Annotated in this window: 22 protein-coding genes and 1 tRNA gene; 13 read left to right on the forward strand and 10 right to left on the reverse strand. The window is 70.8% G+C overall.

Annotated elements, in window-relative coordinates; translation table 11 throughout:
* Window positions 1-120 precede the first annotated feature (120 nt).
* The 6 genes from ABZU75_RS24605 to ABZU75_RS24630 all read right to left on the reverse strand — a co-directional run bounded on the left by ABZU75_RS24605 (window position 121) and on the right by ABZU75_RS24630 (window position 7,311).
* Window positions 121-2,223 carry a xanthine dehydrogenase family protein molybdopterin-binding subunit gene (locus tag ABZU75_RS24605; protein ID WP_355558481.1) on the reverse strand — a complete coding sequence of 701 codons (2,103 nt, stop codon included), beginning with the start codon at window positions 2,221-2,223 and terminating at the stop codon, window positions 121-123.
* The gene (locus ABZU75_RS24610; RefSeq protein ID WP_355558484.1) at window positions 2,220-3,230 is read right to left on the reverse strand and encodes a xanthine dehydrogenase family protein subunit M; all 1,011 of its coding nucleotides are present in this window, start codon (window positions 3,228-3,230) and stop codon (window positions 2,220-2,222) included. Before ABZU75_RS24610 ends, ABZU75_RS24605 begins: the two co-directional genes overlap by 4 nt.
* Window positions 3,227-3,787, reverse strand: coding sequence for a 2Fe-2S iron-sulfur cluster-binding protein (locus ABZU75_RS24615; protein ID WP_355558487.1), 561 nt, complete (start codon window positions 3,785-3,787; stop codon window positions 3,227-3,229). The genes ABZU75_RS24610 and ABZU75_RS24615 overlap by 4 nt, the downstream gene beginning before the upstream one ends.
* A 166-nt stretch (window positions 3,788-3,953) precedes the next feature.
* Window positions 3,954-5,066, reverse strand: coding sequence for an ABC transporter permease (locus ABZU75_RS24620; protein WP_355558490.1), 1,113 nt, complete (start codon window positions 5,064-5,066; stop codon window positions 3,954-3,956).
* Entirely contained in the window at window positions 5,063-6,646 is a 1,584-nt protein-coding gene (locus ABZU75_RS24625; RefSeq protein WP_355558493.1) for a sugar ABC transporter ATP-binding protein, read from the reverse strand. The genes ABZU75_RS24620 and ABZU75_RS24625 overlap by 4 nt, the downstream gene beginning before the upstream one ends.
* A complete protein-coding gene (locus tag ABZU75_RS24630; protein WP_355558496.1) occupies window positions 6,643-7,311 on the reverse strand; it encodes a DUF2291 family protein in 669 nt (222 codons plus the stop codon). The genes ABZU75_RS24625 and ABZU75_RS24630 overlap by 4 nt, the downstream gene beginning before the upstream one ends.
* Before the next feature lie 381 nt (window positions 7,312-7,692).
* Here ABZU75_RS24630 and ABZU75_RS24635 point away from each other — a divergent pair, with 381 nt between their 5' ends.
* The 3 genes from ABZU75_RS24635 to ABZU75_RS24645 all read left to right on the forward strand — a co-directional run bounded on the left by ABZU75_RS24635 (window position 7,693) and on the right by ABZU75_RS24645 (window position 10,811).
* Complete coding sequence (locus tag ABZU75_RS24635; RefSeq protein WP_355558499.1) at window positions 7,693-8,607, forward strand: hypothetical protein; 915 nt, start codon at window positions 7,693-7,695, stop codon at window positions 8,605-8,607.
* A gap of 13 nt (window positions 8,608-8,620) precedes the next feature.
* Entirely contained in the window at window positions 8,621-9,493 is an 873-nt protein-coding gene (locus ABZU75_RS24640) for a class F sortase (protein WP_355558501.1), read from the forward strand.
* A gap of 172 nt (window positions 9,494-9,665) precedes the next feature.
* Window positions 9,666-10,811: an acetyl-CoA C-acetyltransferase gene (locus tag ABZU75_RS24645; RefSeq protein ID WP_355558504.1), complete on the forward strand. Its 1,146-nt coding sequence runs from the start codon at window positions 9,666-9,668 to the stop codon at window positions 10,809-10,811.
* A gap of 82 nt (window positions 10,812-10,893) precedes the next feature.
* Here the strand turns inward: ABZU75_RS24645 and ABZU75_RS24650 are convergent, their stop codons facing one another.
* Window positions 10,894-11,073 (reverse strand): hypothetical protein, encoded by a 180-nt coding sequence (locus ABZU75_RS24650; RefSeq protein ID WP_355558507.1) that lies wholly within the window; start codon window positions 11,071-11,073, stop codon window positions 10,894-10,896.
* Between the two features lie 277 nt (window positions 11,074-11,350).
* Complete coding sequence (locus ABZU75_RS24655) at window positions 11,351-12,082, reverse strand: methyltransferase (RefSeq protein ID WP_355558510.1); 732 nt, start codon at window positions 12,080-12,082, stop codon at window positions 11,351-11,353.
* 361 nt (window positions 12,083-12,443) lie between these two features.
* On the opposite strand from ABZU75_RS24655, the gene ABZU75_RS24660 reads away from it, so the two are divergent.
* Genes ABZU75_RS24660 through ABZU75_RS24670 form a run of 3 tightly spaced genes read left to right on the forward strand, consistent with a single transcriptional unit; the run spans window position 12,444 to window position 15,854 of the window.
* A complete protein-coding gene (locus ABZU75_RS24660) occupies window positions 12,444-14,480 on the forward strand; it encodes an NB-ARC domain-containing protein (protein WP_355558513.1) in 2,037 nt (678 codons plus the stop codon).
* 41 nt (window positions 14,481-14,521) lie between these two features.
* Window positions 14,522-15,094: a sigma-70 family RNA polymerase sigma factor gene (locus ABZU75_RS24665; protein WP_355558516.1), complete on the forward strand. Its 573-nt coding sequence runs from the start codon at window positions 14,522-14,524 to the stop codon at window positions 15,092-15,094.
* Window positions 15,081-15,854, forward strand: a complete 774-nt coding sequence (locus ABZU75_RS24670) for a hypothetical protein (RefSeq protein ID WP_355558519.1) — start codon at window positions 15,081-15,083, stop codon at window positions 15,852-15,854. Before ABZU75_RS24665 ends, ABZU75_RS24670 begins: the two co-directional genes overlap by 14 nt.
* On the opposite strand, the gene ABZU75_RS24675 is transcribed toward ABZU75_RS24670, so the two are convergent.
* On the reverse strand, window positions 15,843-16,862 hold the full coding sequence (locus ABZU75_RS24675; protein WP_355558522.1) for an adenosine deaminase: 1,020 nt from the start codon (window positions 16,860-16,862) through the stop codon (window positions 15,843-15,845). The genes ABZU75_RS24670 and ABZU75_RS24675 overlap by 12 nt on opposite strands.
* Window positions 16,863-17,128: 266 nt before the next feature.
* Between ABZU75_RS24675 and ABZU75_RS24680 the strand changes: the two genes are divergently transcribed.
* Together ABZU75_RS24680 and ABZU75_RS24685 are read left to right on the forward strand one after the other, a co-directional pair.
* Window positions 17,129-19,234 carry an AAA family ATPase gene (locus ABZU75_RS24680; protein ID WP_355558525.1) on the forward strand — a complete coding sequence of 702 codons (2,106 nt, stop codon included), beginning with the start codon at window positions 17,129-17,131 and terminating at the stop codon, window positions 19,232-19,234.
* Entirely contained in the window at window positions 19,231-21,273 is a 2,043-nt protein-coding gene (locus ABZU75_RS24685; RefSeq protein WP_355558528.1) for an NB-ARC domain-containing protein, read from the forward strand. Before ABZU75_RS24680 ends, ABZU75_RS24685 begins: the two co-directional genes overlap by 4 nt.
* 106 nt (window positions 21,274-21,379) lie before the next feature.
* Here the strand turns inward: ABZU75_RS24685 and ABZU75_RS24690 are convergent, their stop codons facing one another.
* Window positions 21,380-22,585: a pyridoxal phosphate-dependent aminotransferase gene (locus tag ABZU75_RS24690; protein ID WP_355558531.1), complete on the reverse strand. Its 1,206-nt coding sequence runs from the start codon at window positions 22,583-22,585 to the stop codon at window positions 21,380-21,382.
* A gap of 245 nt (window positions 22,586-22,830) precedes the next feature.
* Here ABZU75_RS24690 and ABZU75_RS24695 point away from each other — a divergent pair.
* From ABZU75_RS24695 to rplA, 5 genes are all read left to right on the forward strand, one after another.
* Window positions 22,831-22,903, forward strand: a tRNA-Trp gene (locus tag ABZU75_RS24695).
* Between the two features lie 75 nt (window positions 22,904-22,978).
* Complete coding sequence (gene secE, locus ABZU75_RS24700; RefSeq protein WP_037972396.1) at window positions 22,979-23,227, forward strand: preprotein translocase subunit SecE; 249 nt, start codon at window positions 22,979-22,981, stop codon at window positions 23,225-23,227.
* A gap of 72 nt (window positions 23,228-23,299) precedes the next feature.
* The gene (gene nusG, locus ABZU75_RS24705) at window positions 23,300-24,088 is read left to right on the forward strand and encodes a transcription termination/antitermination protein NusG (protein WP_350911351.1); all 789 of its coding nucleotides are present in this window, start codon (window positions 23,300-23,302) and stop codon (window positions 24,086-24,088) included.
* A 146-nt stretch (window positions 24,089-24,234) separates the two neighbouring features.
* The gene (rplK, locus tag ABZU75_RS24710; protein ID WP_030923985.1) at window positions 24,235-24,666 is read left to right on the forward strand and encodes a 50S ribosomal protein L11; all 432 of its coding nucleotides are present in this window, start codon (window positions 24,235-24,237) and stop codon (window positions 24,664-24,666) included.
* Window positions 24,667-24,843: 177 nt separating this feature from the next.
* Complete coding sequence (rplA, locus tag ABZU75_RS24715) at window positions 24,844-25,557, forward strand: 50S ribosomal protein L1 (RefSeq protein ID WP_030923988.1); 714 nt, start codon at window positions 24,844-24,846, stop codon at window positions 25,555-25,557.
* Window positions 25,558-25,613 lie beyond the last annotated feature (56 nt).

A 25,613-nucleotide genomic window follows, 5' to 3' on the forward strand; every position in this document is an offset into this window, starting at 1 on the left:
CGGGCAGTCCTGGGCCGGTCAGTCCCGGCCTACTCGACCACTCTGCCCCATGCTCACGGTAGATCCCGCCCGACCGCACCTGTCGCGGCGATCTCCCCGAGATCGGCGGGGAAGGTCCCGTCAGCCGGTGTGCATGGCGGCCCGCACCCGATCGAGGGTGATCGGCAGGTCGCGCTGCCGGGAGCCGGTCGCGTGGAAGACGGCATTGGCGATCGCGGCGGCGGTGCCGACGATCCCCACCTCGCCGATGCCCTTGACACCGACGGGATTGAGCTCGTCGTCGTGCTCGTCGATCCAGTGGGCCTCGATCCCGCGGACGTCGGCGCTCGACGCGATGTGGTAAGTGGCCAGGTCGTGGTTGGTGAAGTCACCGAAGCGGGGGTCCATCTGCAGGGCCTCGTGCAGGGCCATGGAGATCCCCATCGTCATACCGCCGAGGAACTGCGAGCGCGCCGTCCTGACGTTGACGATCCGGCCGGCCGCGAAGACCCCGAGCAGCCGCTCGATACGGACCTGCCCGCTGTCGACGTCGACCCTGACCTCGGCGAACTGCGCTCCGAACGAGTGGCGGGAGAACCGCCCCTGGGCGGCGAGGTCCTCGGTGGTGTCCGCCCGCGCCTGCAGCCCTTCGGCGGGGACCACCCCGGACCGCTCGTCGAGCTCCCTGACCAGGGTCCGGCACACCTTGCTCACCGCCCAGCTCCACGAGGCGGTGCCCATGGACCCGCCGGCGAACGGCGCGGGTCCGAAGACGCTGCGGCCCACCAGGATGGTGATCCGGTCCATCGGCACGCCGAGCTCGTCGGCCGCCACCTGGGCCAGCGCGGTGCGAGCCCCGGTACCGATGTCGGCCGCGGCGATCTCGACCACGAACCTGCCCGTGGGCTCGGCGCGGGCGGTCGCGGTGGACGCCATGGTGAAAACCGGGTAGGTCGAGGACGCGACGCCGGTGCCGACGAGCCACCGGCCCTGTCTGCGGACGCCCGGCGCCGGGTCGCGTCCGGCCCAGCCGAAGCGCGCCGCCCCCTCCCGCAGGCAGGCGATCAGGTTGCGGCTGCTGAACGGGAGGCCCGATTCGGGGTCCAGCGCGGGCTCGTTGACGATTCGCAGCTCGACGGGATCCATCCCAAGGGCGTACGCCAGCTCGTCCATCGCCGATTCGAGGGCGAACATCCCCGGAGCCTCGCCGGGCGCGCGCATCCACGATGGGGTCGGCACGTCCAGCTGTAGCAACCGGTGGGTGGTGTGGCTGTTGGGCGTCGCGTACATCATGCGGCTGGCCGCGACCGTCGGCTCGGTGTATTCGACGCGCTTCGAACTCTGCTGGAGCGCGTCGTGCCACACCGCGGTCAGCCGGCCGTCCAGCTCGGCCCCCAGACGCACGCGTTGCACGGTGGGCGTCCGGTAGCTGACGAGCGGGAACATCTGCTGCCTGGTCATCGCCACCTTGACCGGCCGCCCGACGGCGCGGGCGGCCAGCGCCGCCAGCACGGTCGGCGGGCGCGGTAGCGCCTTCGACCCGAAACCGCCGCCGATGTGGTCGGCGACGATGCTCACCGCGCCGTCGGCGAGGCCGAACAGCGCGGCGATCGCGGTCGCCGACATCCAGGGCGCCTGGTCGGCGTTGTAGAGGGTCAGGGTCTCGCCCTCCCAGAACGCGATCGTGGCGTGCGGTTCCATCGGGCTGGCATGCTCGGCCGGGGTCGTGTAGGTGGCGTCGATGCCGGCCGGTGCCGCGGCCAGGGCGCTCTCGGCGTCGCCCCAGTGGACGGTCCCGGGGAAACCCGCGTTGGCCTTCCGGGGCGAGAAGATCCGCGGGTTGCCCGGGCTCAGCACGACGTCGTGTTCCTGCTCGTCGTAGTCCACTCGCACCGCCGACGCCGCCTCGCGGGCGCCTTCCAGGGTGCTCGCGACCACGGCCGCGACGATCTGCCCGCGGTAGGCGACGTCGGCCGACTGCAGGACGGCCAGCTCGGCGTCGTCGGCGGGGTGCAGCCGGGAGACGTTGCCGCTGTCCAGTACGGCGATCACCCCCGGCAGGGCCAGTGCGGCGCCGCCGTGGACGGCGCGCACCCGGCCGCGGGCGATGGTGGCCTGCACGGGCCAGACATAGACGGCGTTCGGCACCGGGTACTCGTAGGCGTAGCGGGCCGCGCCGGTGACCTTCTCGCGTCCGTCGATCCTGGCCGGTGCCCCGCCCACCACCTTGTCGAGCGTGGTCATCGCCGTTCCCCTCCCACGGGATTCCCCGTGAGATCGCGTACGCTCGCCGCGATCAGGTCGGCGGCGAGCCCGATCTTGAACTCGTTTCCCGGCAGGGGGCGCGCCGACGCGAACTCCGCCTCCGCCGCCGCCAGCAGCAGTTCCCTGTTCGGCCGGTGACCGGCCAGCATCCGCTCGGCCTGGTGCGCCCGCCACGGCCGCGGGGCCACCCCGCCCAGCGCCAGCCGGATCTCCCGCAGTGACCCGCCGCCCTCCGTCGTGACCAGGGCCGCGACCGAGACCACCGCGAACGCGTAGGACCAGCGGTCGCGGACCTTGCGGTATCGCATGGCCGCGCCGTCCGGGGGCGGCGGCAGCTCGACACCGGTGATCAGGTCGCCGGGCTCCAGGACCGTCTCGCGATCGGGGGTGTCGCCGGGCAGCAGGTAGAGGTCGTGGAGCGGCACCGCCCGCTCCTTTCCGCCCGCGAGCCTGATGTGCACCACGGCGTCGAGAGCGGCCATCGCCACCGCCATGTCGGACGGGTGGGTGGCCACGCAGCTGTCGGAGGTGCCGATCACACCCAGGTCGCGGTGACTGCCGCCGATCGCGGAACAGCCCGTACCCGGGTCGCGCTTGTTGCACGGCTTGGTGACGTCCTGGAAGTACGGGCAGCGCGTGCGCTGCAGCAGGTTGCCGCCGGTGGTGGCCATCGACCTGAGCTGTCCGGAGGCTCCGGACAGCACGGCCCTGGCGAGCATCGGGAAGCGCTCCCTGATGCCCCGGTCGCCGGCCAGGTCGCTGTTGCGCACCGTCGCGCCGATGAGCACGCTTCCGTCGGCCCGGTGCTCGATCCGGTCGTACGGCAGCCGGGTGACGTCCACCAGCCTCGCCGGCCGGGCCACGCCGAGTTTCATCAGGTCCACCAGATTGGTTCCGCCGGCCAGGAACATCGCGTCGGTGCCGTCCACGACGGCGGTGGCGGCGGCGCCGGGGTCGGTGGCGCGCTCGTAGGCGAAGGGTCTCATCGGTTGCCTCCGGGACTCGACCCGGCGACGTCGAGGACCGCCTCGACAACCCCGGCGTACGCCCCGCAGCGGCAGAGGTTGCCGCTCATCCGTTCGCGGACCTCTTCGGCGTCCAGGGCGGCGCAGGAGGCGACACCGGCCGCGACGTCCTCGGTGACATGACTGGGCCAGCCCGCATCCGCCTCGGCGAGCGCGCCGATCGCCGAGCAGATCTGGCCCGGCGTGCAGTAGCCGCACTGGAAGCCCTCGTGGTCGAGGAACGCCCGCTGAACGGGGTGCAGGTCGTTCGCGTGAGCCAGGCCGGCGACCCCCTCGATGGTGACGATCTCCTGTCCGGTGGCGGTGACCGCGAGCGTCAGGCAGCTGTTCACCCGCCGGCCGTCCAGCAGGACCGTGCACGTCCCGCACTGCCCGTGGTCACACCCTTTCTTCGCCCCGGTCAGGCCGAGATGCTCGCGCAGCGCGTCCAGCAGGGTCACCCGGTTGTCCAGGGAGACGGAGTGGTCGGCACCGTTGATGCGCAGCGTGATATCGCTGCTGAACGCTTCGACTGCCATGCCGTTTATCCTGCCAATTACCCAATGAGAGTTGGATCACCTATTAATCTGAAAATCCAAAAGAAGCGGCAACCGTACTGCCGTGAAAATCACCGGCGGCTCGGGGAGATACCGGGATCGGCAGATGTGCCGCGGACGGGTGTCGAGAGGCGGCCGCCGGAGCCCGTCAGTCCGGTCGCCCGTCGGTGACCAGCGCAGAGACGGAGGCCCGGTGCCGCTGGAGCCGTTGCTGCCCCTGGTCCAGCATCACCACGAAGATGATCAAGGATCCCTTGATGAGGATCTGCCAGAACAGCGACACGTCCAGGATCATCAGGCCGTTGACGAGGAGACCGAGGACGACGGCTCCGACGAGGGTGCCCCGTACGGTGCCGCGTCCCCCGTTCAGCGTGGCGCCGCCGAGGACGACCGCGGCGATCGCGTTGAGCTCGAACGTCTCACCGACCTGAGGTGCCGCCACGGTCAGCTCCGAGGCGATGAGGAGACCCGCGAGCGCGGCGCAGCCGCCGGAGATCACGTAGACGACCGTCTTGACGCGGCTGATCGGGACCCCCGAGAGCTCCGCGGCCCGCTCGTTGCCGCCCGCGGCGTACAACCATCGGCCGAACGGTGTCCTGGTGAGCACCAGCATGACGGCGACGGACAGGACGATCATGATCCAGATCGGGGCCGGGATGCCGAGCGGGCGTGCGTTGCCGAGGAGGCCGAAGCCGGTGTTGCCGAGTTGGGGGCTGCCGTCCAGGTTGGTGTAGGTCAAGCCGCCGGAGATCAGCAGTGCGAGTCCCCGCGCCACGTACAGCATGCCGAATGTCGCGATGAACGGCGCCACCTCGAACCGGGTGATGAGGACACCGTTCACCAGGCCGACGAGCATGCCGACCACGACGCAGAGCACGATCACGCCCCACACGGGCGGGAAGGCGATCACGTCGACGAACCTGAGATCGAGACCTTCGAGCAACTCGCCGGCGACGACCCCGGAGAGCCCGATGACCGAGCCGACGGACAGGTCGATGCCGCCCTTGAGGATGACCAGCAGCATGCCGAGCGCGACCACCCCGTTGACCGCGATCTGCTCGGCCATCGTGATGAGGTTCGGCACGGTGAGGAACGAATCCGTCAGCATGCCGAAGAGCACGATCAGGGCCGCCAGCGCGATGAGCGCCCGGAACTCGAACAGGCCGTTCAGCAGGGACAGGTGGCGCGCCCGGGTCGCGATCCGCTCCGGCGGGGGGCGGCCCGGAGGCGCCGGTGCGGGGGGTGTTCCCTGAGGTGTCAATTCGCACCGCCCTCGGCCCTGTCGACGGTGACGCCGTCCAGCGCGCTCATCAGCTCCTCCCGGGTTATCGCGCCACGCCGGAAGTCGCCGGTGACGACCCCGCGGGCGAGCACCAGCAGCCGGTCGGGGATGTGCAGGGCCTCCTCGGCGTCGGACGTGGTGAAGAGGACGGCCAGGCCGTGTCGTGCTCGTGCCGCCAGAAGCTCGAAGATGTCGGCCTTGGCGCCGACGTCGACGCCGCGCGAGGGCTCGTCCAGCAGCAGTACCAGGGGATCGGTCAGCAGCGCCCTGCCGATGACCACCTTCTGCTGGTCGCCGCCGCTCAACGATTCGACGGGCGCTCCGGCGTCGTCCGTCCTGAGGGTGACGTCGGAGATCATCCGATCGACGGCGTCCAGTTCGCGCTCCCGGGAGACGAACAGCCGTCGGACGAACCTGTCCAGTCCGGCCAGGGAGAGGTTCTCCCCGACCGACATCGTCTGGATGAGGCCGTCGCGCCGCCGGTCCCGAGGGACAAGGATCAGGCCCCGGTCGATGCGGTCGCGGATGCTCGCGCTCTCCAACGGGACGCCCGAGAGCAGGACGTCACCCGACTGCGAGGGGATCCGGCCGGCGAGCGCCTCCAGCAGTTCGGTCAGGCCCGAGTCCACCAGGCCGTAGATCCCCACGATCTCGCCCTCCCCGACGGTCAGGGAGAGGTCGTCGATCACGAGATGACCGGGATTGGCCGGAGCGGCCACCGAGAGCCCGCGCAGGGTCAGCAGTTCCTCCTCTCGTGGCTCCGCTCGTGACGGCGGTGGCTCCGCCTCGATGACCTGGGTGAGGCGTGCGAACAGGGCCTCCCGGTCGGGGCCGACCATCTGCTCCACGACCCACCGGATATCGACGGTCTTGGCGTTCGCGGTGGCGGCCAGCCGCCCGTCGCGCAGTATGACGACGTCATCGGCGATCTTCAGCACCCGGTCCGGTTGATGGGAGACGTAGACGACCGCGCCTCCGCTCGCGGTCAGCTCCCCGATGGCCCGGAACAGCGCCTCGACCTCCGGAGGAGTGAGCGCCGAGGTGGGCTCGTCCATGATCAGCACCCGGGCCTCCTGGAGGAGCGCCCGCGCGATCTCGACGATCTGCTGCCGGGCCGGGCTCAGGTCACCGACCAGCCGATCGGGATCCAGGTCCTCTCCCAGACTGTGCAGGATCGCCGCGCTGGTGGCCCGCTGGGAGGAGCGGTCGATCACCCAGGGGCCCCCGCAGATCTCGCGGGCCAGGAACAGATTGTCCTGGATGCTCAGATTGGGGAAGAGATTGAGTTCCTGAGGGATGATCGAGATGCCCCGGTAGGCGGCGTCGCGGGGAGACCGGAGCCTGACGGGCTCCCCGTCGAGTTCGACGTGGCCGGTGGTGGGCTGCTCGATCCCGGAGAGGATCTTCAGCAGGGTCGACGTGCCGGCTCCGTTCTTGCCGAACAGCGCGGTCACCCGACCGGCGGCGATGTCGAAGTCGACACCCCTGAGCACGTGCGTGTTCCCGTACACCTTGGTGACGTCGCGGGCGCTCAGGATTTTGGTCGCCGCGGTCTTCACGGCATCTCCTTGATCGAGACCGGGGTGATGGTCACGACGGAGGGGGTGAGGAAGTTGAAGGCACCGACGAAGGAGATCTCCTTGCCGTTCAGGTGCTCCGGGTCCAGGTTCTTGAGCAGATTCCTCCACAACTGGTTGTTCAGCGCGGTGGCGGCGGCGGCGTACTCCGCCTGGTTGCGGAACCGCCTGAATCCGATGCCGGCCGCGTCCCGCAGCGCCGTGCCGTTGACGGCAGGACCCACCTGCAACGAGACCCGGGTGCCCGGTGGCAGGCCCGGCACGGTCACGGGCATCAGCCCGGACTCCGCCACTCCGGCCCTGCCGGTGCCCTTGACCGCGAAGTTGTAGGGGCCGTTGCCCTGCCGGACGCCGTAGCGCCTGTCGGCCGCTCTCTTGTCGGTGGTCACGGCCTTCACCAGCACGGGCAGCTCGACCGCCCTCCTCCTGATCGCGGGCACGACCTCGCTCTCGTACGTCCGCGCTCCGAAGGCGGCCGGGTCGAACCGGGCGCCCGACGCCGCGACCGACTCCGCGGAGCGGTAATGGGTGCTGAGCCCGATGGCGGCCAAGAGGGCCGCCGTCAGGGCGGCGGTCACCCATCTCGCCGGGATCCGCCGGCGGGGCACCTGCCCGCCGCGCGCGTGTGCCGCAACCGGGGTGCTCATCACAAACCTCCAGCTCGGGAGGATGTCAAGACCCGTATACCCGTTCGCGCGGCTTCCACTGAATCCTCCCTGAACGGGAGCCGATCGAGCCGCCGGAAACCCTCGCGTGTTCTGTCCTGCGGCGGTCACGACACCGTGCGGATCCCGGCGGCGGTCGGCTACTCACCGTGACTCCCATGCGCCATACCCTGTCTGTTGCTTGAAACTTCACCGATGTACGGTGTCGTTTGCTGTGGGATAGATGGGAATTTGTGTCCGTTTCGCCGACTCGCTCGCGCACCATGGTCTCTGTTCGTAGGATCTATGCCGAACCTTGACCAAGGCGTGTAAGCCTTAAGGGCCGGTGCGAGCCGGTCGATGGATCTGGAATGGGGAGAGACTGTGCTGAAGTCCAAGACGCGGCGGCGCGTCGCGGTCAAGACAGCCGCGATCGCCGCGGCGGGCGCGGGCGTTCTTTTCGGCGCGGTCCCTGCGGTCGCCTCCATGTACGCCGACCCCAACCCGGTCAGCTACGCCTGCACGCTCGGCGGCGTGTCGTCACCGTCGGCGACGTACATCTTCCAGATGGACCTCAGCGGCCCGACGGCGGCGGCGACCAACTCGCCCCTGGTGGCGACTTGGAAGATCGCTCAGCCCGCCACGGGACTCACCGTCACCCCGACCGCGCCGGCCCCGGCGGGCGCGCGTGTCGTCATCGACGCGGAGGTGCAGATCGACGCCTCTCCCTCGCCGGTCCTGGCGCTTCCCTCCGAACTCCGCTCGCTCGCGGCCACCGCCGCTCCCCCGGCCGCCGGGCAGCCGATCACCGCACCTCCCCTGCTCGTCACGGTGACCCCCAGCGCGACCGGCGTGGTGGCCTTCCAGCCGGGTCCGTTCACCCTGTACCTGGACCCCGGTACGGGGACCAACGAGGCCGAGCTGCTCGACTGCGGTGTTCCGCTCAACTCGGCCGAGGCCAGCGCCGCCGCGCTGCGGGTGACCGTGGTAACGGGTTCCCCGAGTACGAGTACGAGCCCGAGCCCGAGTGCGACTACGAGTCCCAGCCCGAGTGCGACCACGAGTCCGAGCGCCACTCCCAAGCCGACGGTCACCGTCACCCAGACCAAGACCTCCGAACCGGAAAAGCCCCCCTCCGATGGGCAGATCGACGAGACCCCCAACGGAGGGGCTGCCACGGGCGGTGGCGGGGACGCCGGCCCCGATGCCCGAATGATCATGCTCAGCGGTGTGCTGATGGTGGCGTTCGCCGGGATCGGCGGCATGGTGCTGCGGCGTCGCACCGCAGGCCGAGGCTGATCGGGGTGGCCGGATGAGCACCCCCCCGCCGGGCGGTCAACACCCCGGGCACGTGCCCCACTACCGGCCGGTCCCGGTCCAGCCGCAGTACCCGCACCCGTTCCAGCAGCAGCACGGCCCGCCCTACGGGGAGCCGTACGAGGAGTGGCCGCGAGGGGGACACCCCGACGGGCATCTCGACGGGCATCTCGACGGTGGGCGGGTGATGCGGTCGGTGCTCATCCTGGCCGGGATCGCCGGGGTGGTCACGGTGCTGGTGGGCATGCTCTACGTGCTGGCCGCGCCGGAGGAGTACGGCATGGGCGAGCGCACCACGCTGCCCCCCAGAAATCAGGCCGCGGCGGCGCCGGTGAACCCGTACTTCCAGGCGCCCCCGACCGTGCCGCCGCCCCAGCCGAGCCTGCCGGCGGCCCCGGCCATGCAGCCCTCCAGCCCGGTCCGCCTGGTCATCCCGCGGCTCGGCGTCAACGCGCCGGTCAGATCCGTCGGGCTCGACGGCAAGGGTGCGATCGAGGTGCCGCCGGTCAGCAACCCGAACCTGGTCGGCTGGTACCGCTCGGGACCCACGCCCGGCGAGGCCGGTCCCGCGATCATGCTCGGGCACAAGGACACGCGCATGGGAAGCGCGGTCTTCAGCCGCCTCGACGAGATCCGCAACGGCGACGTCATCGAGGTGCACAGAAAGGACGGCGTCATCGCCGTCTACACCGTCGGCGGGCTGGAGCAGGCGGACAAGTCGGTGTTCCCGACACAGCGGGTGTACGGCGAGTCGCCGAACCCGCAGCTGCACCTGATCACCTGTGGCGGCACCTATGACCGCACGACCGGTCATTACACGGACAACGTCATCGCCTACGCGACCATGACGAGCACCAGGATGGCCTGAGCGATACCGCCCAGGTCAGCGCAGAGCTCCTGATATTTCGCAAAAGGGTGGGGGGTCCTCTCAGTGAAGAGGACACCCCGGATAGGGCGTGGATAAAAGTTCTGTTGTAACCTCCTACTGACCGAATGATGCTCGGTTTCGCAGGCAGCTCGGTTCACACGCAGGAGGCACTGTGGCAGAGGCGTACATCGTCGGGGCGGTCCGCACCCCGGTCGGCAAGAAGAAGGGCGGTCTGTCCACCGTCCACCCCACCGATCTGGCCGCGCACACCCTCGGAGCGCTCATCGAGCGTACGGGTGTCGACCCGTCGGCGGTCGAAGACGTGATCATGGGCTGTGTCATGCAGTTCGGCCCGCAGAGCATGGACATCGCGCGCAACGCGTGGCTGTCCGCAGGTCTCCCGGAGAGCGTCGCCGGTGTGACCATCGACCGCCAGTGCGGCTCCTCCCAGCAGTCGATCCACTTCGCGGCCCAGGGCGTGCTCTCCGGCACCCAGGACCTCGTCGTGGCCGCCGGGGTGGAGTCCATGAGCATCGTGCCCATGGGGTCGAGCATCAGCGCGGCGCTGGAGAAGGGCATGCCCTTCCCCTTCGGCGAAAAATGGGTCGAGCGGTACGGCAAGCAGGAGATCTCCCAGTTCCGCGGCGCGGAGCTGATGTGCGAGAAGTGGAACCTCAAGCGCGAGCAGCTGGAGCAGTTCGCGTACGAGAGCCACCAGCGGGCGGCCAAGGCCGTCGCGAACGGCTACTTCAAGGACCAGATCGCCCCGCTCAACGGTGTCGAGGACGACGAGGGCCCGCGCCCGGACACCACGCTGGAGAAGATGGCGTCGCTGAAGACGCTGCGGGACGGCGGGCAGATCACGGCCGCCACCTCCTCGCAGATCTCCGACGGCTCCGGAGCGATCCTGATCGCCTCCGAGCAGGCGGTCCGCGACCACAACCTGACCCCCAGGGCGCGCGTCGTCACCCTGGCGCTCACCGGCGACGACCCGGTCTACATGCTGACCGCGCCGATCCCGGCGACGCAGAAGGCGCTGAAGAAGGCGGGCCTGTCCATCGAGGACATCGACGTCACCGAGATCAACGAGGCGTTCGCCCCGGTCCCGCTGGCCTGGATCAACGACCTCGGCGCCGACCCGGCCAAGGTCAACCCGAACGGCGGCGCGATCGCCCTGGGCCACCCGCTGGGCGGCACCGGCGCGATCCTGATGACCAAGCTCCTGCACGAGCTTGAGCGGACCGGTGGCCGGTACGGGCTGCAGACGATGTGCGAGGGCGGTGGCCAGGCCAACGTCACGATCATCGAGCGTCTGTGACACCGGTGCCCGCGGCCTCGAACCGCGAGGCACCGTGCGAGACGGGAAAGCCCCGGTCGGTGGACCGGGGCTTTTCGGTAGGTCAGCGACCACCCTTGCCGGGGATCCGGCGCGGCTGCCGGGTGGGCCTCATCGGCGTGGGCGGCATCGGCATCCGCTGGGGCGCCGCGGGCACGACGTGCTCGGGCAGCGGGGTGTGGGTCTTGGTGGTCTTGGCGGACTTGGACTTGCCACTGCGCTTGCGGGCGGCATGAATTCGCATATGGACTCCTTGAGGAAAGTGACGACGCGGCGAGATCCCGGGTCGGACAACTCAGCTGCCGCGTCAGACGAACGGGGCTGAAACGCTGAGTGCGGGCGGATCAGCGAAGGCTGATCGACGCCGGCTCTTAGGAGTTGATCCACATGTGAATGACCTTACGGCGCCCCTGGCGAGGCGTGCAACCGATTTGTTTGCGCCCCCGGCCGCCCCCGGCCGCCCCCGGCCGTCACGCCGGGCACCGCGATGGCCGCGGGGGAGGGGACGGCGCGGGCGGAGATCACTTCGGCACGCGGGCGACGCAGAAGACGGTCTGTCCGAACGGCGGGCGGACGAAGCGCTCGATGAGGCGGGTGAGGGGTACCACGGTGCGGTCGTAGATCTTGACCAGGCGGGGGTCGGGGTAGCCGACACCGCCGCGGCGGACCGCGGCCCACCAGGCGATGCCGCCCAGGAAGTTGATCGGCTTGAGCACGTCGATGTCCAGGCCCGCACGAGAGACCGTGCTGCGCAGGGTGGCCGGGGTGTAGCGGGTGACGTGGCCGACCTTGCGGTCGAAGTCCCCGTAAAGCTGCATGTAGCCCGGAACCCAGATGATGATCCGGCCGCCGGGGAGGGTGACCTTGGCGAGCGACCGCAGGGCCTCGACGTCCTCCTCGATGTGCTCCAGGACGTTCATCATCACGACGGTGTCGACCTTCTCGCCGATGGGGATCTCGGTCGGCAGGCCGAACTGGAGCACGTCGATGTCGTCGCGGCCCTCGAAGCGCTTCTGGAGCTGCTCCACGCAGTAGGGGTCGAAGTCGCTGACCACCAGCCGGTCGAGGCGGGGCAGGAACTGCTCGGCGAAGTGGCCAAGCCCGGAACCGATCTCCAGCATGGACCGGCCCACGTGTGGGGCGACCATGTCGAGCTCGTACTGCCGGTAATTCCTGGCCTCGTCCCCACCAAGGTGGTTCTCCAGGGCCTCGTCACCGGCCGCGGGTTGCACTACGCGGTCATACCCAGACATGCGGTTCCGTTCAGCTCGGTTAAGGAAAGGCCGCGGCGACAGGCCGCGGCCAGGGACAGCCAGAGTCTAATGGCGCTTCCCTCAAGGCGGCCCCTCAAACGATCCACAGGCAGTGCCGCCGGGAGCCGCGCCCGGGGGATCGGCCTCCGGGTGGGCTCGCCCCCCGATTACCGGCTCCGCCGAATCAGTTATAAAGCACCTGCATTTCCGCGTTTCACGCCGTACGGGGGAAGTTCGACCTCGATACGGCGGTGAGATTTGCACCGGGGGACAAGGAAATCCCCCTGGGGAATCACCGGCCGACCGGTCCGTGATTTGAGAGGAGTGCTATTCCCGGTAAGTGGAGAAGGAGCGCGAACCGATGGAACAGGTCCAATGGTGGCGGGGGAACCTGCCCGCGGAGACGGATGGCTTCATCGGCCGGGAAGGCGAGGTGCGGCGGCTGCTGAAGCTGCTGGCCGACACACCGCTGACCACGGTCACCGGTGTCGGCGGCATCGGCAAGTCACGGATCGCGATCAGGGCCGCACGCCGGTGGCACGAACACCACCCGGACGGCACGTGGCTGGTGGAACTGTCCGGCGAGCGCGACGGTGACCTGCTCGCCCACACGGTCGCGGCGGTCCTCGGCATCCCCGAGCGGTCCGCGCGGACGCAGGACGAGACGATCGTCGAGTTTCTCGCGGGCAGGAGGCTCCTGCTGCTCCTCGACAACTGCGAGCACCTTCTGCCCGCCTGCCGCGACCTCGTCGCCCAGATCCTGGCGGCGGCGCCGGGGGTGCGGATCATCGCGACCTCCCGCCGGCCGCTCGGACTGCCGCAGGAGGCGCTGCTGCCCGTCGGACCCTTCGACGCGCCGTGGCCGCAGGAGGAGGGGATGGCGGGGAACGACGCGCTCCGCCTCCTTCTCGACCGGGCCGCCGCCGCGGCGCCCGGCCTGGAGACGACCGAGACCGGCCTGGCGGCCGCGGCCAGGATCTGCCGGCGGCTGGACGGTGTCCCGCTCGCCGTCGAGCTGGCCGCCGGATGGCTGGGGGACATGCCGGTGGAGCGGCTCGCCGACCACCTGGAGAGCCGGTTCGAGACCCCGCCCGACAGCCGGGCGCCGGTGCCCCGCCACCAGACCGTACGCGCCGCGATCAGGTGGAGCCACGAGCTCTGCGGCCCCGGGGAACGCCTGCTCTGGGCCAGGCTCTCGGTCTTCGCGGGAAACTTCGGCACGGCCGACGCCGAGTGGGTGTGCGGCGACGAGCGCCTGAGGGACGTACCGGACCTGCTGGAAAGCCTGGTGCGGAGGTTCCTCCTGGTCCGGGTTCCCGGCGGCTACCGTCAGCCGGTCACGGTCAGGGAGTACGGCAGGGAGCGGCTCGCCCTGCTCGGGGACGAGGCCAGGCTGGCGCGGCGGCACCGCCACCACTACCTCGACCTGGCGCGCAGGGCCGAGACCGGCTGGTACGGCCCCGGACAGGAGGAGTGGGCCGCCCGCCTCGCCTTCGCCATGACCGACCTGCGTCTCGCCCTCGACCCCGCCTCCCCGGTGTCCGTCGAGCTCGCCGGCACGCTCTGGATCCTCTGGTTCTGCCTGGGCCGGTTGAACGAGGGCCGCCACCACATGGCACGCGCGCTCGAATCGGCTTCCGTCACCGACCCCCACCTGCCCAGACTCCTGTGGGCCGACGGCTGCGTGGCCATCGCCAGGGGTGAGCTGGAGCGGGGTCGCCGCCGGGCAGAGGCGGCGTTGTCCGCGGCCCTCGACTGGGGCGACTACGCGGCGGCCGGGCACGCCCAGCTCCGGCTGGCCAGCCGTGCCCTGTGCGCCGGCGCCCTCGACGAGGTCGAGCCGTGCGTCGAGCGCGTGCGCGAGTACTTCCGCAGGGCGGAGGCCGACACGGTCGGCGAACCCCTCGCCCTGGTGACCATGGCCATGGCGGTCACCTGGCGCGGCGAGTTCGACAGGGCCGTCTCGGTGCTCAAGGAGGTGCAGCGGCTCTGTGACGCGCACGGCGAGCGCTGGGCCCGCGCCTGCGGCGACTACGTCCTGTCCATCGCCCAGCTGGGGCTCGGCAGGGTGAGCGAGGCGGCGGAGGCCGCCCGGCAGTCGCTCGACGTCAAGTGGCGCCTGCGCGACGCCGCCGGCGTGGCGCTGGCCGTCGACCAGCTCGCGGTGATCGCCGCGGTCGAGGGCGACGGCCGCCGCACGGCCAGGCTCCAGGGGGCGGTGGTACGGCTGCGGGCCACCTTCGGGCTGCGGGGCCTCGGCTCGGCGGGCATGTCCGAGCCGAGAACCGTCGCCGAGCGGACGGCCAGGCAACTGCTCGGCGACGAGACCTACGACGCGATCTTCGCCGAGGGCTACGAGACCGACCCGGACGCGGCGGTCGCCTACGCCCTCCACTGAGCGCACTCGCCCGAGGGCTTTCGCGGGAGGGCCCGCATGCGGTGAAATCTCTCAGACATCCGCAAAGGAGCCCCCCGACGGACGACGACGAGGCGATCGCCCGATCGCTGGCAGGTGACCTGGACGCCTACGAGGTCCTGGTCGCCCGCTACAGCGTGCTCGCGCACCGCACCGCGGCCATGCTCGGAGCCGCCGACGAGGCCGAGGACGTGGTCCAGGAGGCGTTCGTCAAGGCGTACCGCAACCTGACGTCCTTCCGCTGCGGCGCGCCGTTCCGGCCCTGGTTGCTGCGGATCGTGGCGAACGAGACGCACAACCTGACCCGCTCCCGAGGTCGCAGGGACAAGCTGGCCGCGCGGCTCACCGAGGCCGTTCCGCCGGTGGGTGAGGGCCCCGAGGAGGCGGCCGTCACCACCGACCGGCGGGCGCGGCTCCTCGACGCGGTGCGTACGCTGCCCGAGCGGGAACGCGAGACCGTCGTCTGTCGGTATCTCCTTCAGCTGTCGGAGGCCGAGACCGCCCAGGTGCTCGATCTTCCCGTCGGCACCGTCAAGTCGCGGACCTCCCGTGGCCTGGCCCGTCTGCGCGAGGAGGTGGCACGTGACCTCATCTGACGACCTCGAAGCCAGGCTCCTCGACCTCGGCGAGTCCCTCGACGTCCCCTCCCCGCACCCCGCCGAGGTCGCGCGGGCCGTACGGGCCCGCCTGGAAGTGCCCGCCCCCGAGGCGCCCGCGGTCACGGGTGGCCGGGGAGTGCTCCGGCGGGGGTGGGGGGCGCTGCGGGCCGGCGGGCGGGCGCGGAGGCGGGCGGCGGTCGCCGCCGTCGCGATCCTCGTCGCGCTGCTGCTGGGGGCGACGCCCGCGGGAAGGGCGGCGGTCGCGGAGATCCTGCGCTTCGCGGGCGTCGAGCTCAGGATCGGCGACCCCGGGCCCCTGCCCTCCTGGGCGCCCCAGCCACTGCCGGGCGAGCGGCGGGTCACCCTGGAGCAGGCCAGGGAGCAGGTGGCGTTCCCGATCGCCGTCCCCGCCACGCTCGGCGAGCCCGCCGAGGTCAGGGTGGGCGACGGCGGCCGGGTGGTCTCGCTGCTCTGGCCCGGCCTCAGGCTGGACGAGTACGACGGTAGCCTCCTGCTCGTCTTCCGTAAGGAGCTGGGACCCCCCTGGCCGCTGGAGACCCGGGTGGGCGACGCGGAGGCGCAGTGGATCCCGGCCCCACACGGCCTGACCTACCTGCCCCGGCGCGGCGGCGAGGCCGAGGCCCGCCCCCGCGCGGCCGGGCCCACCCTCATCTGGCAGCGCGGGCAGGTCGGCCTGCGCCTGGAGGGGGCCGGGGACATCGGCCGCGCCGAGGAGATCGCCCGCTCAGTCCGCTGAGGCCAGCCAGTCGTCGACCCCCTGGAGGAGCTTCTTGCGCACCGTCTCCGGTGCCGCCGACGCCCGTATCGACTGGCGGGCCAGCTCGGCCAGCTCCGGGTCGGAGAAGCCGTACACCTGCCTGGCGAGCTCGTACTGGGGCAGCAGTCTGGCGCCGAACAGCAGCGGGTCGTCGGCGCCCAGTGCGATCGGCACCCCCGCCTCGAACAGGCGCCGCAGCGGCACGTCCTCGGCCCGCTCGGCCACCCCGAGACCGACGTTGGAGGTCGGGCAGACCTCGCACGTGATCCCCCGGGCGGCGAGGCGCTCCATGAGCTGTGGCGACTCGGCCGCCCGCACCCCGTGCCCGACCCGGTCGGCGTCCAGCACGTCGACGCACTCGGCCACGCTGGCGGCGCCCAGCAGCTCCCCGCCGTGCGGCACGGCCAGCAGCCCCGCCCGCTTGGCCAGCCGGAAGGCCCCGTCGAAGTCACGGGCCCGGCCGCGCCGCTCGTCGTTGGAGAGCCCGAACCCGATCACGCCCTGGTCCATGTAGTGCGCGGCGAGGCGGGCGAGGGTCTTGGCGTCGAGGGGGTGGCGGGTGCGGTTGGCGGCCACCACGACCGCGATCCCTATTCCCGCGTGGTCGGCGGCCCTGCGCGTCGCGTCGAGCATCAGCTCCATGGCCGAGGTGAGCCCGCCGAACCTCGACGCGTACCCGGACGGGTCGATCTGGATCTCCAGCCAGGCCGACCCCTCGGCCGCCTCGTCCTCGGCCGCCTCGCGCAGCAGCCGGTAGACGTCGCTCTCCCGCTGCAGGACGGAGCGCGCGATGTCGTACAGCCGCTGGAAACGGAACCAGCCCCGCTCGTCGGTGGCGCGCAGCCGAGGCGGCCAGTCCTCCTCAAGCGCGTCGGGAAGGTGTAAGCCGTGTTCGCGGGCCAGCTCGACGAGGGTCGAGTGCCGCATGGAGCCGGTGAAGTGCAGGTGCAGGTGTGCCTTGGGCAGTTCGCTGAGGGGACGTGGCATTTCAATAGAGTGCCGTACCTTCGGTGACCCCCGGTGTTCTTTGGTCCCGGCCTGACGGTCCGCTCGCGCGCCGCGGAGGGCGAAAGGGGACCTGTGTGGCGGAAGGCGACGAGGAGGTTATTTCGGGGCGGGTGTGGCCGCCTTCCGGAAGTGCCCACCCTTGTCGCATCCCCCGCTATATCGAGGAAATCTAGGAAACGGGCTTTCAGTGGACCATGTCTCCGTGCGACGGTAGATGCACACGTTGTCAGGACGCTGGGGCTGCCATGAAAGCGGACGTCTTCGTCGGCAGGGAGACCGAACTCGCCGACGTCTCCGCACTGCTCGAAAGGGTGCGGCACGTCACGCTGACCGGTCCGGCCGGAGCCGGGAAGACCTGCGTCGCCCTGCGGCTGGCCCGCACCCTCGAACCCCGGTTCCCGGACGGCGTCCACATCGTGGAGCTGTCGGAGGCACCCGGCGACCTCGACTCCCTGGCCGAGACGTTCGCCGACGCGATCGGCGTCCGCCGCAGGCCGGGCGTTCCCGCGCTGCGGGCGCTGGTCGACGAGCTCGTCACGCGCCGGACCCTGCTCGTCCTCGACACCTGCGACCGCGTCGTCGGCGTCACGGGCATCCTGGTCGGCCTGCTGTTGCGCTCAGTCGAGGGACTACGTGTCCTGGCCACCAGCAGGCAGCGGCTGGGCCTGCCCGGCGAGCACCTCTACCCGGTCGGCGGTCTGCCCGACGCCGACGCCGTCAGCCTGATCGACACCCTCACCGCCGGTCTGATCGGCGGCCCCGACGCGGCCGAGCTCTGCGGGCGCCTCGACAACCTGCCGCTGGCGATCAGGCTCGCCGTGGCCGGAGGCGGCCCCGGGATCCTCGACGGGCTGGTCACCCTCGACGGCCGCCCGCTCTCCACGGCCGGGCTCGCCGCCTTCGACGGCCGCATGGCCTCACCCGACGAACTCGCCGCGGCCTTCGAGAGCCGTACGGCCCCCTCAGCCGGTCGCGGGACCCACGGCGAAGGGCCCGACGCGGAACCGCACCGGCTCCCCTCCGCTCCCCGGCGGCACAGCTCCATGCGCGTCGCCCTCGGCTGGAGCCACGAACTCTGCACCCCGCCGGAACGCCTGCTGTGGGCACGGGCCTCGGTCTTCGCCGGCACCTTCGACATCGAGGCCGCCGAGGAGGTCTGCGCCGGCGGCGTCCTCGCCGCCAAGGACATCCTCGACGGCCTGCTGGGTCTGCTCGACAAGTCCGTCCTGGTCCGCGAGGAGGGCGAGAACGGGGTCCGCTACCGCCTGCTCAACACGGTCCGCGAGTTCGGCCTGGTCTGGCTCGACCGGCTCGGCGAGACCGAGGAGATCCAGCGCCGCCACCGTGACCACTTCCTCGCCCTGTCCGCCCGCGCCGAGATGAGCTGGCAGGGCCGCCAGCTCGAGTGGTACCGCAGGCTGGTCCTCGAATGCGGCAACATGCGCGGTGCCATCGAGTACTGCTACTCCCGGCCGCAGGAGTACCGCCGCGGTCTCGACCTGGTCGGCAACCTGTGGTTCCTGTGGGCGTGCTGCGGCATGCAGGCACCCGGCGACGACCTCCTCCAGCGCGGCCTCGACCTCGACCGCACGGCCAGCCCCGAGCGGGTCAAGGCGCTCTGGGTGCACGCCTGGGTCTCGATCCAGCGCGGCGACCTCGAACGCGCCGAGCGCATCCTCACCGAGTGCGCGGCCGAGGACGCCAACGGCTACGCCACGGCCTACGTCAGCCAGTTCCAGGCCCACCTGGCCGTCGTCAGGGGCGACGTGGGCGAGGCCCTGCGGCTCATCAAGCACGCCCGGGTGCGCCACCGCTCCACCGGCAACGTCTTCCCCGGCTTCCTGCCCACCTACACGGTGGTCGCCACCGCCATGATGCTCGCCGGCCACCACGAACAGGCCGTGTCCATCCTGCGGGAGGGACGTGAGCTCTGCGAGTCCTGCGGCGACTACTGGACCCTCATCCGCCTCGACCTCCTCCTGGGCCAGGCCGAGCACCTCCTCGGCAACCCCGCGTCCGCCGCGGAGTCCGCCCGCGGCTCCCTGCGCGGAGGCCGCCTGTTCGGCGACACCATCTCGCTGATGGAGGCGCTGGAGGTGTTCGTCGTGATCGCCGAGTCATCCCCCGACGACACCTTCGCCGCCATCATGTTCGGGGCCTCCCGCGCCGCCTGGAAGAACGCCGGGGTCCCGCCCAGCCGCTCACCCATGATCGCGAGCCTGATCCGTACGTCCGAGCTGAGGCTGCGCGGGCGCCTGGGCCGGGCGGAGTTCGACCGGCTGGAGGAACAGGGAGGTTCGATCAGCCTGCGCGACGCGGTGGAACACGCGATCCAGGGGAATCTTTCTTGACGCCGCGCGGCAACCTGCCGGTCGCGATGAACAGTTTCTTCGGACGCGCCGCCGAGCTTGACGAGATCACGAAACTCCTCACCGGAACGCGCCTGCTCACCCTGCACGGCGCCGGGGGCGTCGGCAAGACGCGCCTCGCCCTCCAGGCGGCGCGGAGCGTCCGCGACGACTACCCCGACGGCGTCTGGGTGGCCGAACTCTCCTCGGAGACGGACGGCGACCTGCTCGCCGGCAGCGTCGCCGGGATGTTCGGCCTGCGCGCGAGGGCCGGACGCCCGGCCCTCGCGTCCCTCGTCGACTTCCTCGCCGACCGGCGGCTCCTGCTCGTCCTGGACACCTGCGAGCACCTCGTCGGTCCCTGTGCCGCCATGGTCACGGCCATCCTGACCGGCGCGCCCGACGTCCAGATCATCGTGACCAGCCGCCAGGAGCTCTGCCTGCCGTACGAGGTCGTCATGGGCGTCGATCCCTTTCCCGTCCCTCCGCCCGAGGCCGCCGACCTCGCGGGGTACGACGTGATGAGCCTCTTTCTGGACCGCGCGACGGCCGTCGCCCCCGGGCTGCGCACGGACGAGCGGGCCATGATGGCCGTCGCCAGGCTCTGCCGGAGGCTCGACGGCGTCCCGCTCGCCATCGAGCTGGCGGCCGGCCACGCGCGTGGCCTGTCGGCGATCCAGCTCGCCGACCAGCCCGAAGACCGCTTCAAGCTGCCGGCCGACGGCGAGGGAGTCCTCGTACGCCACCACACGCTGCGCACCGCGGCCGGCTGGAGCCACGAGCTCTGCACGCCCGCGGAACGCCTGCTCTGGGCCCGCCTGTCGGTCTTCGCGGGCACCTTCGACGAGGAGTCGGCACGCGGCGTCTGCGCGGACGAGTGCCTGCCCGACGTGGCCGGCGTGCTCGCCGTACTCGTGACCAAGTCCGTCGTCACCCGCGTGGGTGATCGCTACCGCCTGCTCGACACCATCAGGGACTACGGGCGCGACTGGCTCGACGAGCTGGGCGAGGGCGCCCTGATGCGCCGCCGCCACCGTGATCACTACCTGGCCGCCGCCCACCGCATGGACGCCCAGTGGTGCGGCCCCCGCCAGCTCGAATGGGCACGCTGGGCGCGCGGGGAACTGTCCAACATCCGCGCGGCACTCGACCGCTGCCTCGCGGGCGGCGACCACCGCACCGCCCTGGAACTGGCCGGAGCCCTGTGGGTTCTCTGGTGTCACCTGGGCCTCGTCCGGGAGGGCCGCCACTACCTCGACCGCGCACTGGCCGCCGTCCCGGCCCCGGACCGAGCCAGGTCAAGACCACTCTGGGTCGCCGCCCACCTCGCGCTCCTCGCGGGCGACATACCCCTGGCGCGCAGGCGGGCCAGGGAGAGCGCCGAGAGCGCCCGGCGCCACGGCGACGGCGAGACCGAGGCCCACGCCCACCTCCGCCTCGCCGGAGCCTGCCTGCTCACCGGCGACCTGGAGGGCGCGCGGGGGTACGCGCTGCGCGGAGCCGCCGGGTTACGGCAGGCCGAGCCCGGCTCGTCAGGCCTGTTCTCCGTTCCCCTCCTCCTGGCCATGGCCGCCACGTTCGGTGGCGACTTCGACAGGGCGGTGGAGATCCTGCGCGAGACGCGCCGGCACTGCGAGGCGCGTGGAGAGCTCTCCCAGCGAGCCCTGAGCGACTACATCCGCTCTCTGGCCCTTCTGGGCCGGGGGGAGGTCGCCGAGGCCTCAGCCGCGGCCAGGGCGGCGCTGGAGGTCAACTGGCGGCTGCGAGACGTGGTCGGCGGCGTGCTCGCCATCGACCAGCTCGCCCGGATCGCCGTGGCCGCGGGTGACGGCTCCCGCGCCGCCTGGCTCCTCGGCGCCGCGCAGCGCATCTGGATCACCGTCGGGCTGCCCGGCCTGGGGGCCGACACCATGACCCGGCTTCGCGAGGCCGCCGCGGCCCGCGCCGAGGGGCTGATCGGAGAGACCGCCTACGCGCTGGCCTTCGCCGAGGGGGCGGCCTCCCACTTCGAGTCCGCGGTGACCTACGCCCTGCGCGACTGAGCCGGACTCATCCGGCGGGCACGGAGGCCGTCCGCTCGCCACCCCGCCGGCCGGAGCCCGACCCGGCGGGGTGCGGCGGCCACTCGTCTCCCGCCGCGGGAGGCGTTCAGCGGGCCTGGCTGAGGAACTTGACGATGCGGCCCACGCCCTCGACCAGGTCGTCGTCGCCGAGCGCGTAGGACAGGCGGAAGTAGCCCGGGGTGCCGAACGCCTCCCCGGGGACGACCGCCACCTCGGCCTCCTCCAGGATGAGCTCGGCCAGCTCGGCGGAGGTCGCCGGACGGCGGCCGTCGAAGTCCTTGCCCAGCAGTTCCTTGACCGACGGGTAGGCGTAGAAGGCGCCCTTCGGCTCGGGGCAGAACACGCCCGGGATCTCGTTGAGCATCCGGACCATGGTCTGGCGGCGGCGGTCGAAGGCCTCGCGCATCTGGGCCACGGCCGACAGGTCGCCGCCGACGGCGGCCAGCGCGGCGATCTGGGCGACGTTGGAGACGTTGGAGGTGGCGTGCGACTGCAGGTTGGTCGCGGCCTTGACGACGTCCTTGGGGCCGATCAGCCAGCCCACCCGCCAGCCGGTCATCGCGTAGGTCTTGGCGACGCCGTTGAGGATCACCACCTTGTCGCCCAGCTCGGGGGCCACCGTGGCGATGCTCGCGAACGTCGCGTCGCCGTAGGTCAGGTGCTCGTAGATCTCGTCCGTGACGACCCACAGGTCGTGCTCGGCGGCCCAGCGGCCGATCTGGGCGACCTGCTCGGGGGAGTACACCGCGCCGGTCGGGTTGGACGGGGAGACGAACAGCAGGACCTTGGTCCGGTCGGTGCGCGCCGCCTCCAGCTGCTCCACGCTCGCCAGGTAGCCGGTGGTCTCGTCGGTCACCACGTCGACCTGGACGCCGCCGGCCAGCTTGATCGCCTCGGGGTAGGTGGTCCAGTAGGGGGCGACGACCAGCACCTCGTCGCCCGGGTCGAGCAGCGTGGCGAACGCCTCGTAGACGGCCTGCTTGCCACCGTTGGTGACCAGGACCTGGGCCGCGTCGACCTGGTAGCCGGAGTCGCGGAGCGTCTTGTCGGCGATGGCCTGCTTCAGCTCGGGAAGGCCACCGGCCGGCGTGTACTTGTGGAACCTGGGGTTACGGCACGCCTCGACGGCCGCCTCGACGATGTAGCCGGGAGTGGCGAAGTCCGGCTCGCCGGCGCCGAAGCCGATGACCGGGCGGCCTGCCGCCTTCATCGCCTTGGCCTTGGCGTCCACGGCCAGCGTGGCGGACTCTGAGATCGCGGAGATGCGTGCTGAGATGCGGGGACGGGTCATACCTCCATGGTTACAGAACTGTGCCGCTGTTCCCGCCGGGTATCCACTATCCGGACGGCTCGCTCCGGCAGGCCCGAGCCCCCGGGGGAGATTCGCTGAGCTGGGCGATCGCCCTCCGGTTCGACGAAGTGAGCAATCACACGTAGACTCCGGCATGTTCTTTCCGCCGCATGCGTGAACCGGCGGTCAAGACCGTGAGCCGCGGACAAACTTCGGTCCAACCGATGTATGGTGGTTCATGTCTTAGGGCACTAGCGCAATTGGTAGCGCACCGGTCTCCAAAACCGGCGGTTGGGGGTTCGAGTCCCTCGTGCCCTGCGAGGAGCGGTCCGCGCATCTGGCGTCTAGCGCGCCGCTGATATGCGTTGGACTCGATGGATTCAGGTGAGGACTGTGGCGATCGACACGCGCGGCGAAACCGCAGACAAGCCGAGCGGTGAGAAGAAGGCGAAGCGCACTTCTCCCGCCCTTTTCTATCGGCAGGTTGTCGCCGAGCTGCGTAAGGTCATCTGGCCTACGCGCAAAGACCTCATTTCGTACACCATCATCGTCCTGGTCTTCGTTCTGATCATGGTCGGGATCGTGTCGGCTTTGGATGCGCTGTTCACCGAGGGCGTGCTGAGAATCTTCGGCGGAGCCTGAGCCGCGGTCTCCGGCGGGCGGGCCGCCCTGCGGACGAGTCCATCAGCCATCGACGAAAAGAGAAAGAGCACCGTGTCCGAGTCTGCACAGTCGGCCGGCGAGCCCCGCGAAGAGCGCGAGGATGAGCTGGAGAAGGCCGTAGACGTCACCGAGGAGTCGCTTGGCGAGTCCGACGGGCAGGATGTCGACGCCGAAACCGACGCCGACGCCGAAAACGAGGCCGAGCAGGCCCCGGCCGGCGCCGTCGACGAAGACGGTGACGTCCTTCCCGACGTCGACCCGGTCGAGGAGTTCAAGCGGCACCTGCGGGGTCTGTTCGGCGAGTGGTACGTCATCCACTCCTACGCCGGCTACGAGAACCGCGTGAAGTCCAACATCGAGACCCGCACGCAGTCCCTCAACATGGAGGACTACATCTTCCAGGTCGAGGTGCCCACCCACCACGTGACCGAGATCAAGAGCGGCAAGCGCCAGCTGGTCAAGGAGCGGGTGCTGCCCGGCTACGTGCTGGTCCGGATGGAGCTCACCGACGAGTCCTGGTCCGCGGTGCGTAACACGCCCGGCGTGACCGGCTTTGTCGGTCTGTCCAACAAGCCGAGCCCGCTGAGCCTCGAAGAGGTCGCCAAGCTGCTCGCGCCCGAGCCTTCGGAAGAGGTCAAGAAGTCGACCGCGAAGGCCTCCGCCGCGACCGTCGACTTCGAGATCGGTGAGTCCGTCACCGTCATGGACGGCCCGTTCGCCACGCTGCCCGCCACGGTCAGCGAGATCAGCGCCGAGTCGCAGAAGCTCAAGGTGCTCGTGTCGATCTTCGGTCGCGAGACCCCGGTCGAGCTCTCGTTCAACCAGGTCTCGAAGATCTAGGCCGGTCGCGTAGACTTCGCCAGTCTGCCCCGCGGTCGCGGGGATGGTTCCAAGCTCGCCGCGTTGGTCAACGTACAGCCGCGGTGGGCCCCGCGTCCGCGGGGATCAGGAACCCCGTTCAGAGAAGAAGGACCCGGAGAGAAGACATGCCTCCTAAGAAGAAATTTGCGGCGCTCGTCAAGGTCCAGCTTCCCGCTGGCCAGGCCACGCCCGCGCCGCCGGTCGGTACCGCCCTCGGTCCGCACGGCGTCAACATCATGGACTTCGTGAAGCAGTACAACGCTGCCACCGAGGCCCAGCGCGGCAACATCATCCCCGTTGAGATCACCATCTACGAGGACCGCACCTTCACCTTCGTCACGAAGACGCCTCCGGCGCCTGAGCTGATCAAGAAGGCCGCCGGTGTCGCGAAGGGTTCGGCCGTCCCGCAGAAGGACAAGGTCGGCAAGCTCACCAAGGAGCAGCTGCGCCAGATCGCCGAGACCAAGATGCAGGACCTCAACGCCAACGACATCGAGGCGGCCGAGAAGATCATCGCCGGCACCGCCCGGTCGATGGGCATCACGATCGCCGACTAGCAACACCCGCCGTACGGACCCGGCGGCGACCTCGCGGCGATGAACCTCGTCCGCGAGATCGAACAGGGGCCGGCGGCTAACGCGATCTCGATCGCGTCAGACCACCAAACGTCGAAGTAAGTGGAGGGGCCGGCGCAGGCCCACACCACGGACACTCGGATTCACAGGAGTGAGCAAGTGAAGCGCAGCAAGGGATTCCGCGCCGCAGCGGCGCAGGTCGACCGAGACACCCTGTACAGCCCGGCCCAGGCGGCCAAGCTGGCCAAGGAGACCAACGTCGCCAAGTTCGACGCCACCGTCGAGGTGGCCCTGCGGCTGGGTGTCGACCCCCGCAAGGCCGACCAGATGGTCCGTGGCACCGTCAACCTCCCGCACGGCACCGGCAAGACCGCCCGGGTCCTGGTCTTCGCGACCGGCGACCGTGCCGAGGAGGCCCGCGCCGCGGGTGCCGACATCGTCGGTGCCGACGAGCTGATCGACGAGGTCGCCAAGGGCCGCCTCGACTTCGACGCCGTCGTCGCCACCCCGGACCTCATGGGCAAGGTCGGCCGCCTGGGCCGCGTGCTCGGCCCCCGTGGCCTGATGCCGAACCCCAAGACCGGCACCGTGACCCCGGCCGTCGGCAAGGCCGTCACCGACATCAAGGGCGGCAAGATCGAGTTCCGTGTCGACCGGCACGCGAACCTGCACTTCATCATCGGCAAGGTGTCCTTCGGCGAGCGTCAGCTCATCGAGAACTACGCCGCCGCCCTCGAAGAGGTGATCCGTCTCAAGCCGTCCGCGGCCAAGGGACGCTACGTCAAGAAGGTCGTCTTCTCCACGTCCATGGGCCCCGGCATCCAGGTCGACCCCAACCAGACGCGGGCGCTGACCGCCGAGCTCGACGCCTGATACCAGACGTCTTTCGCAGCGGGGGGGCAACGCAGAGGGGTTGGGGGGTGTGGGGT

This window comes from Streptosporangium sp. NPDC005286, from assembly GCF_040607515.1.
In the GTDB taxonomy this organism is placed as follows: Bacteria; Actinomycetota; Actinomycetes; order Streptosporangiales; family Streptosporangiaceae; genus Streptosporangium.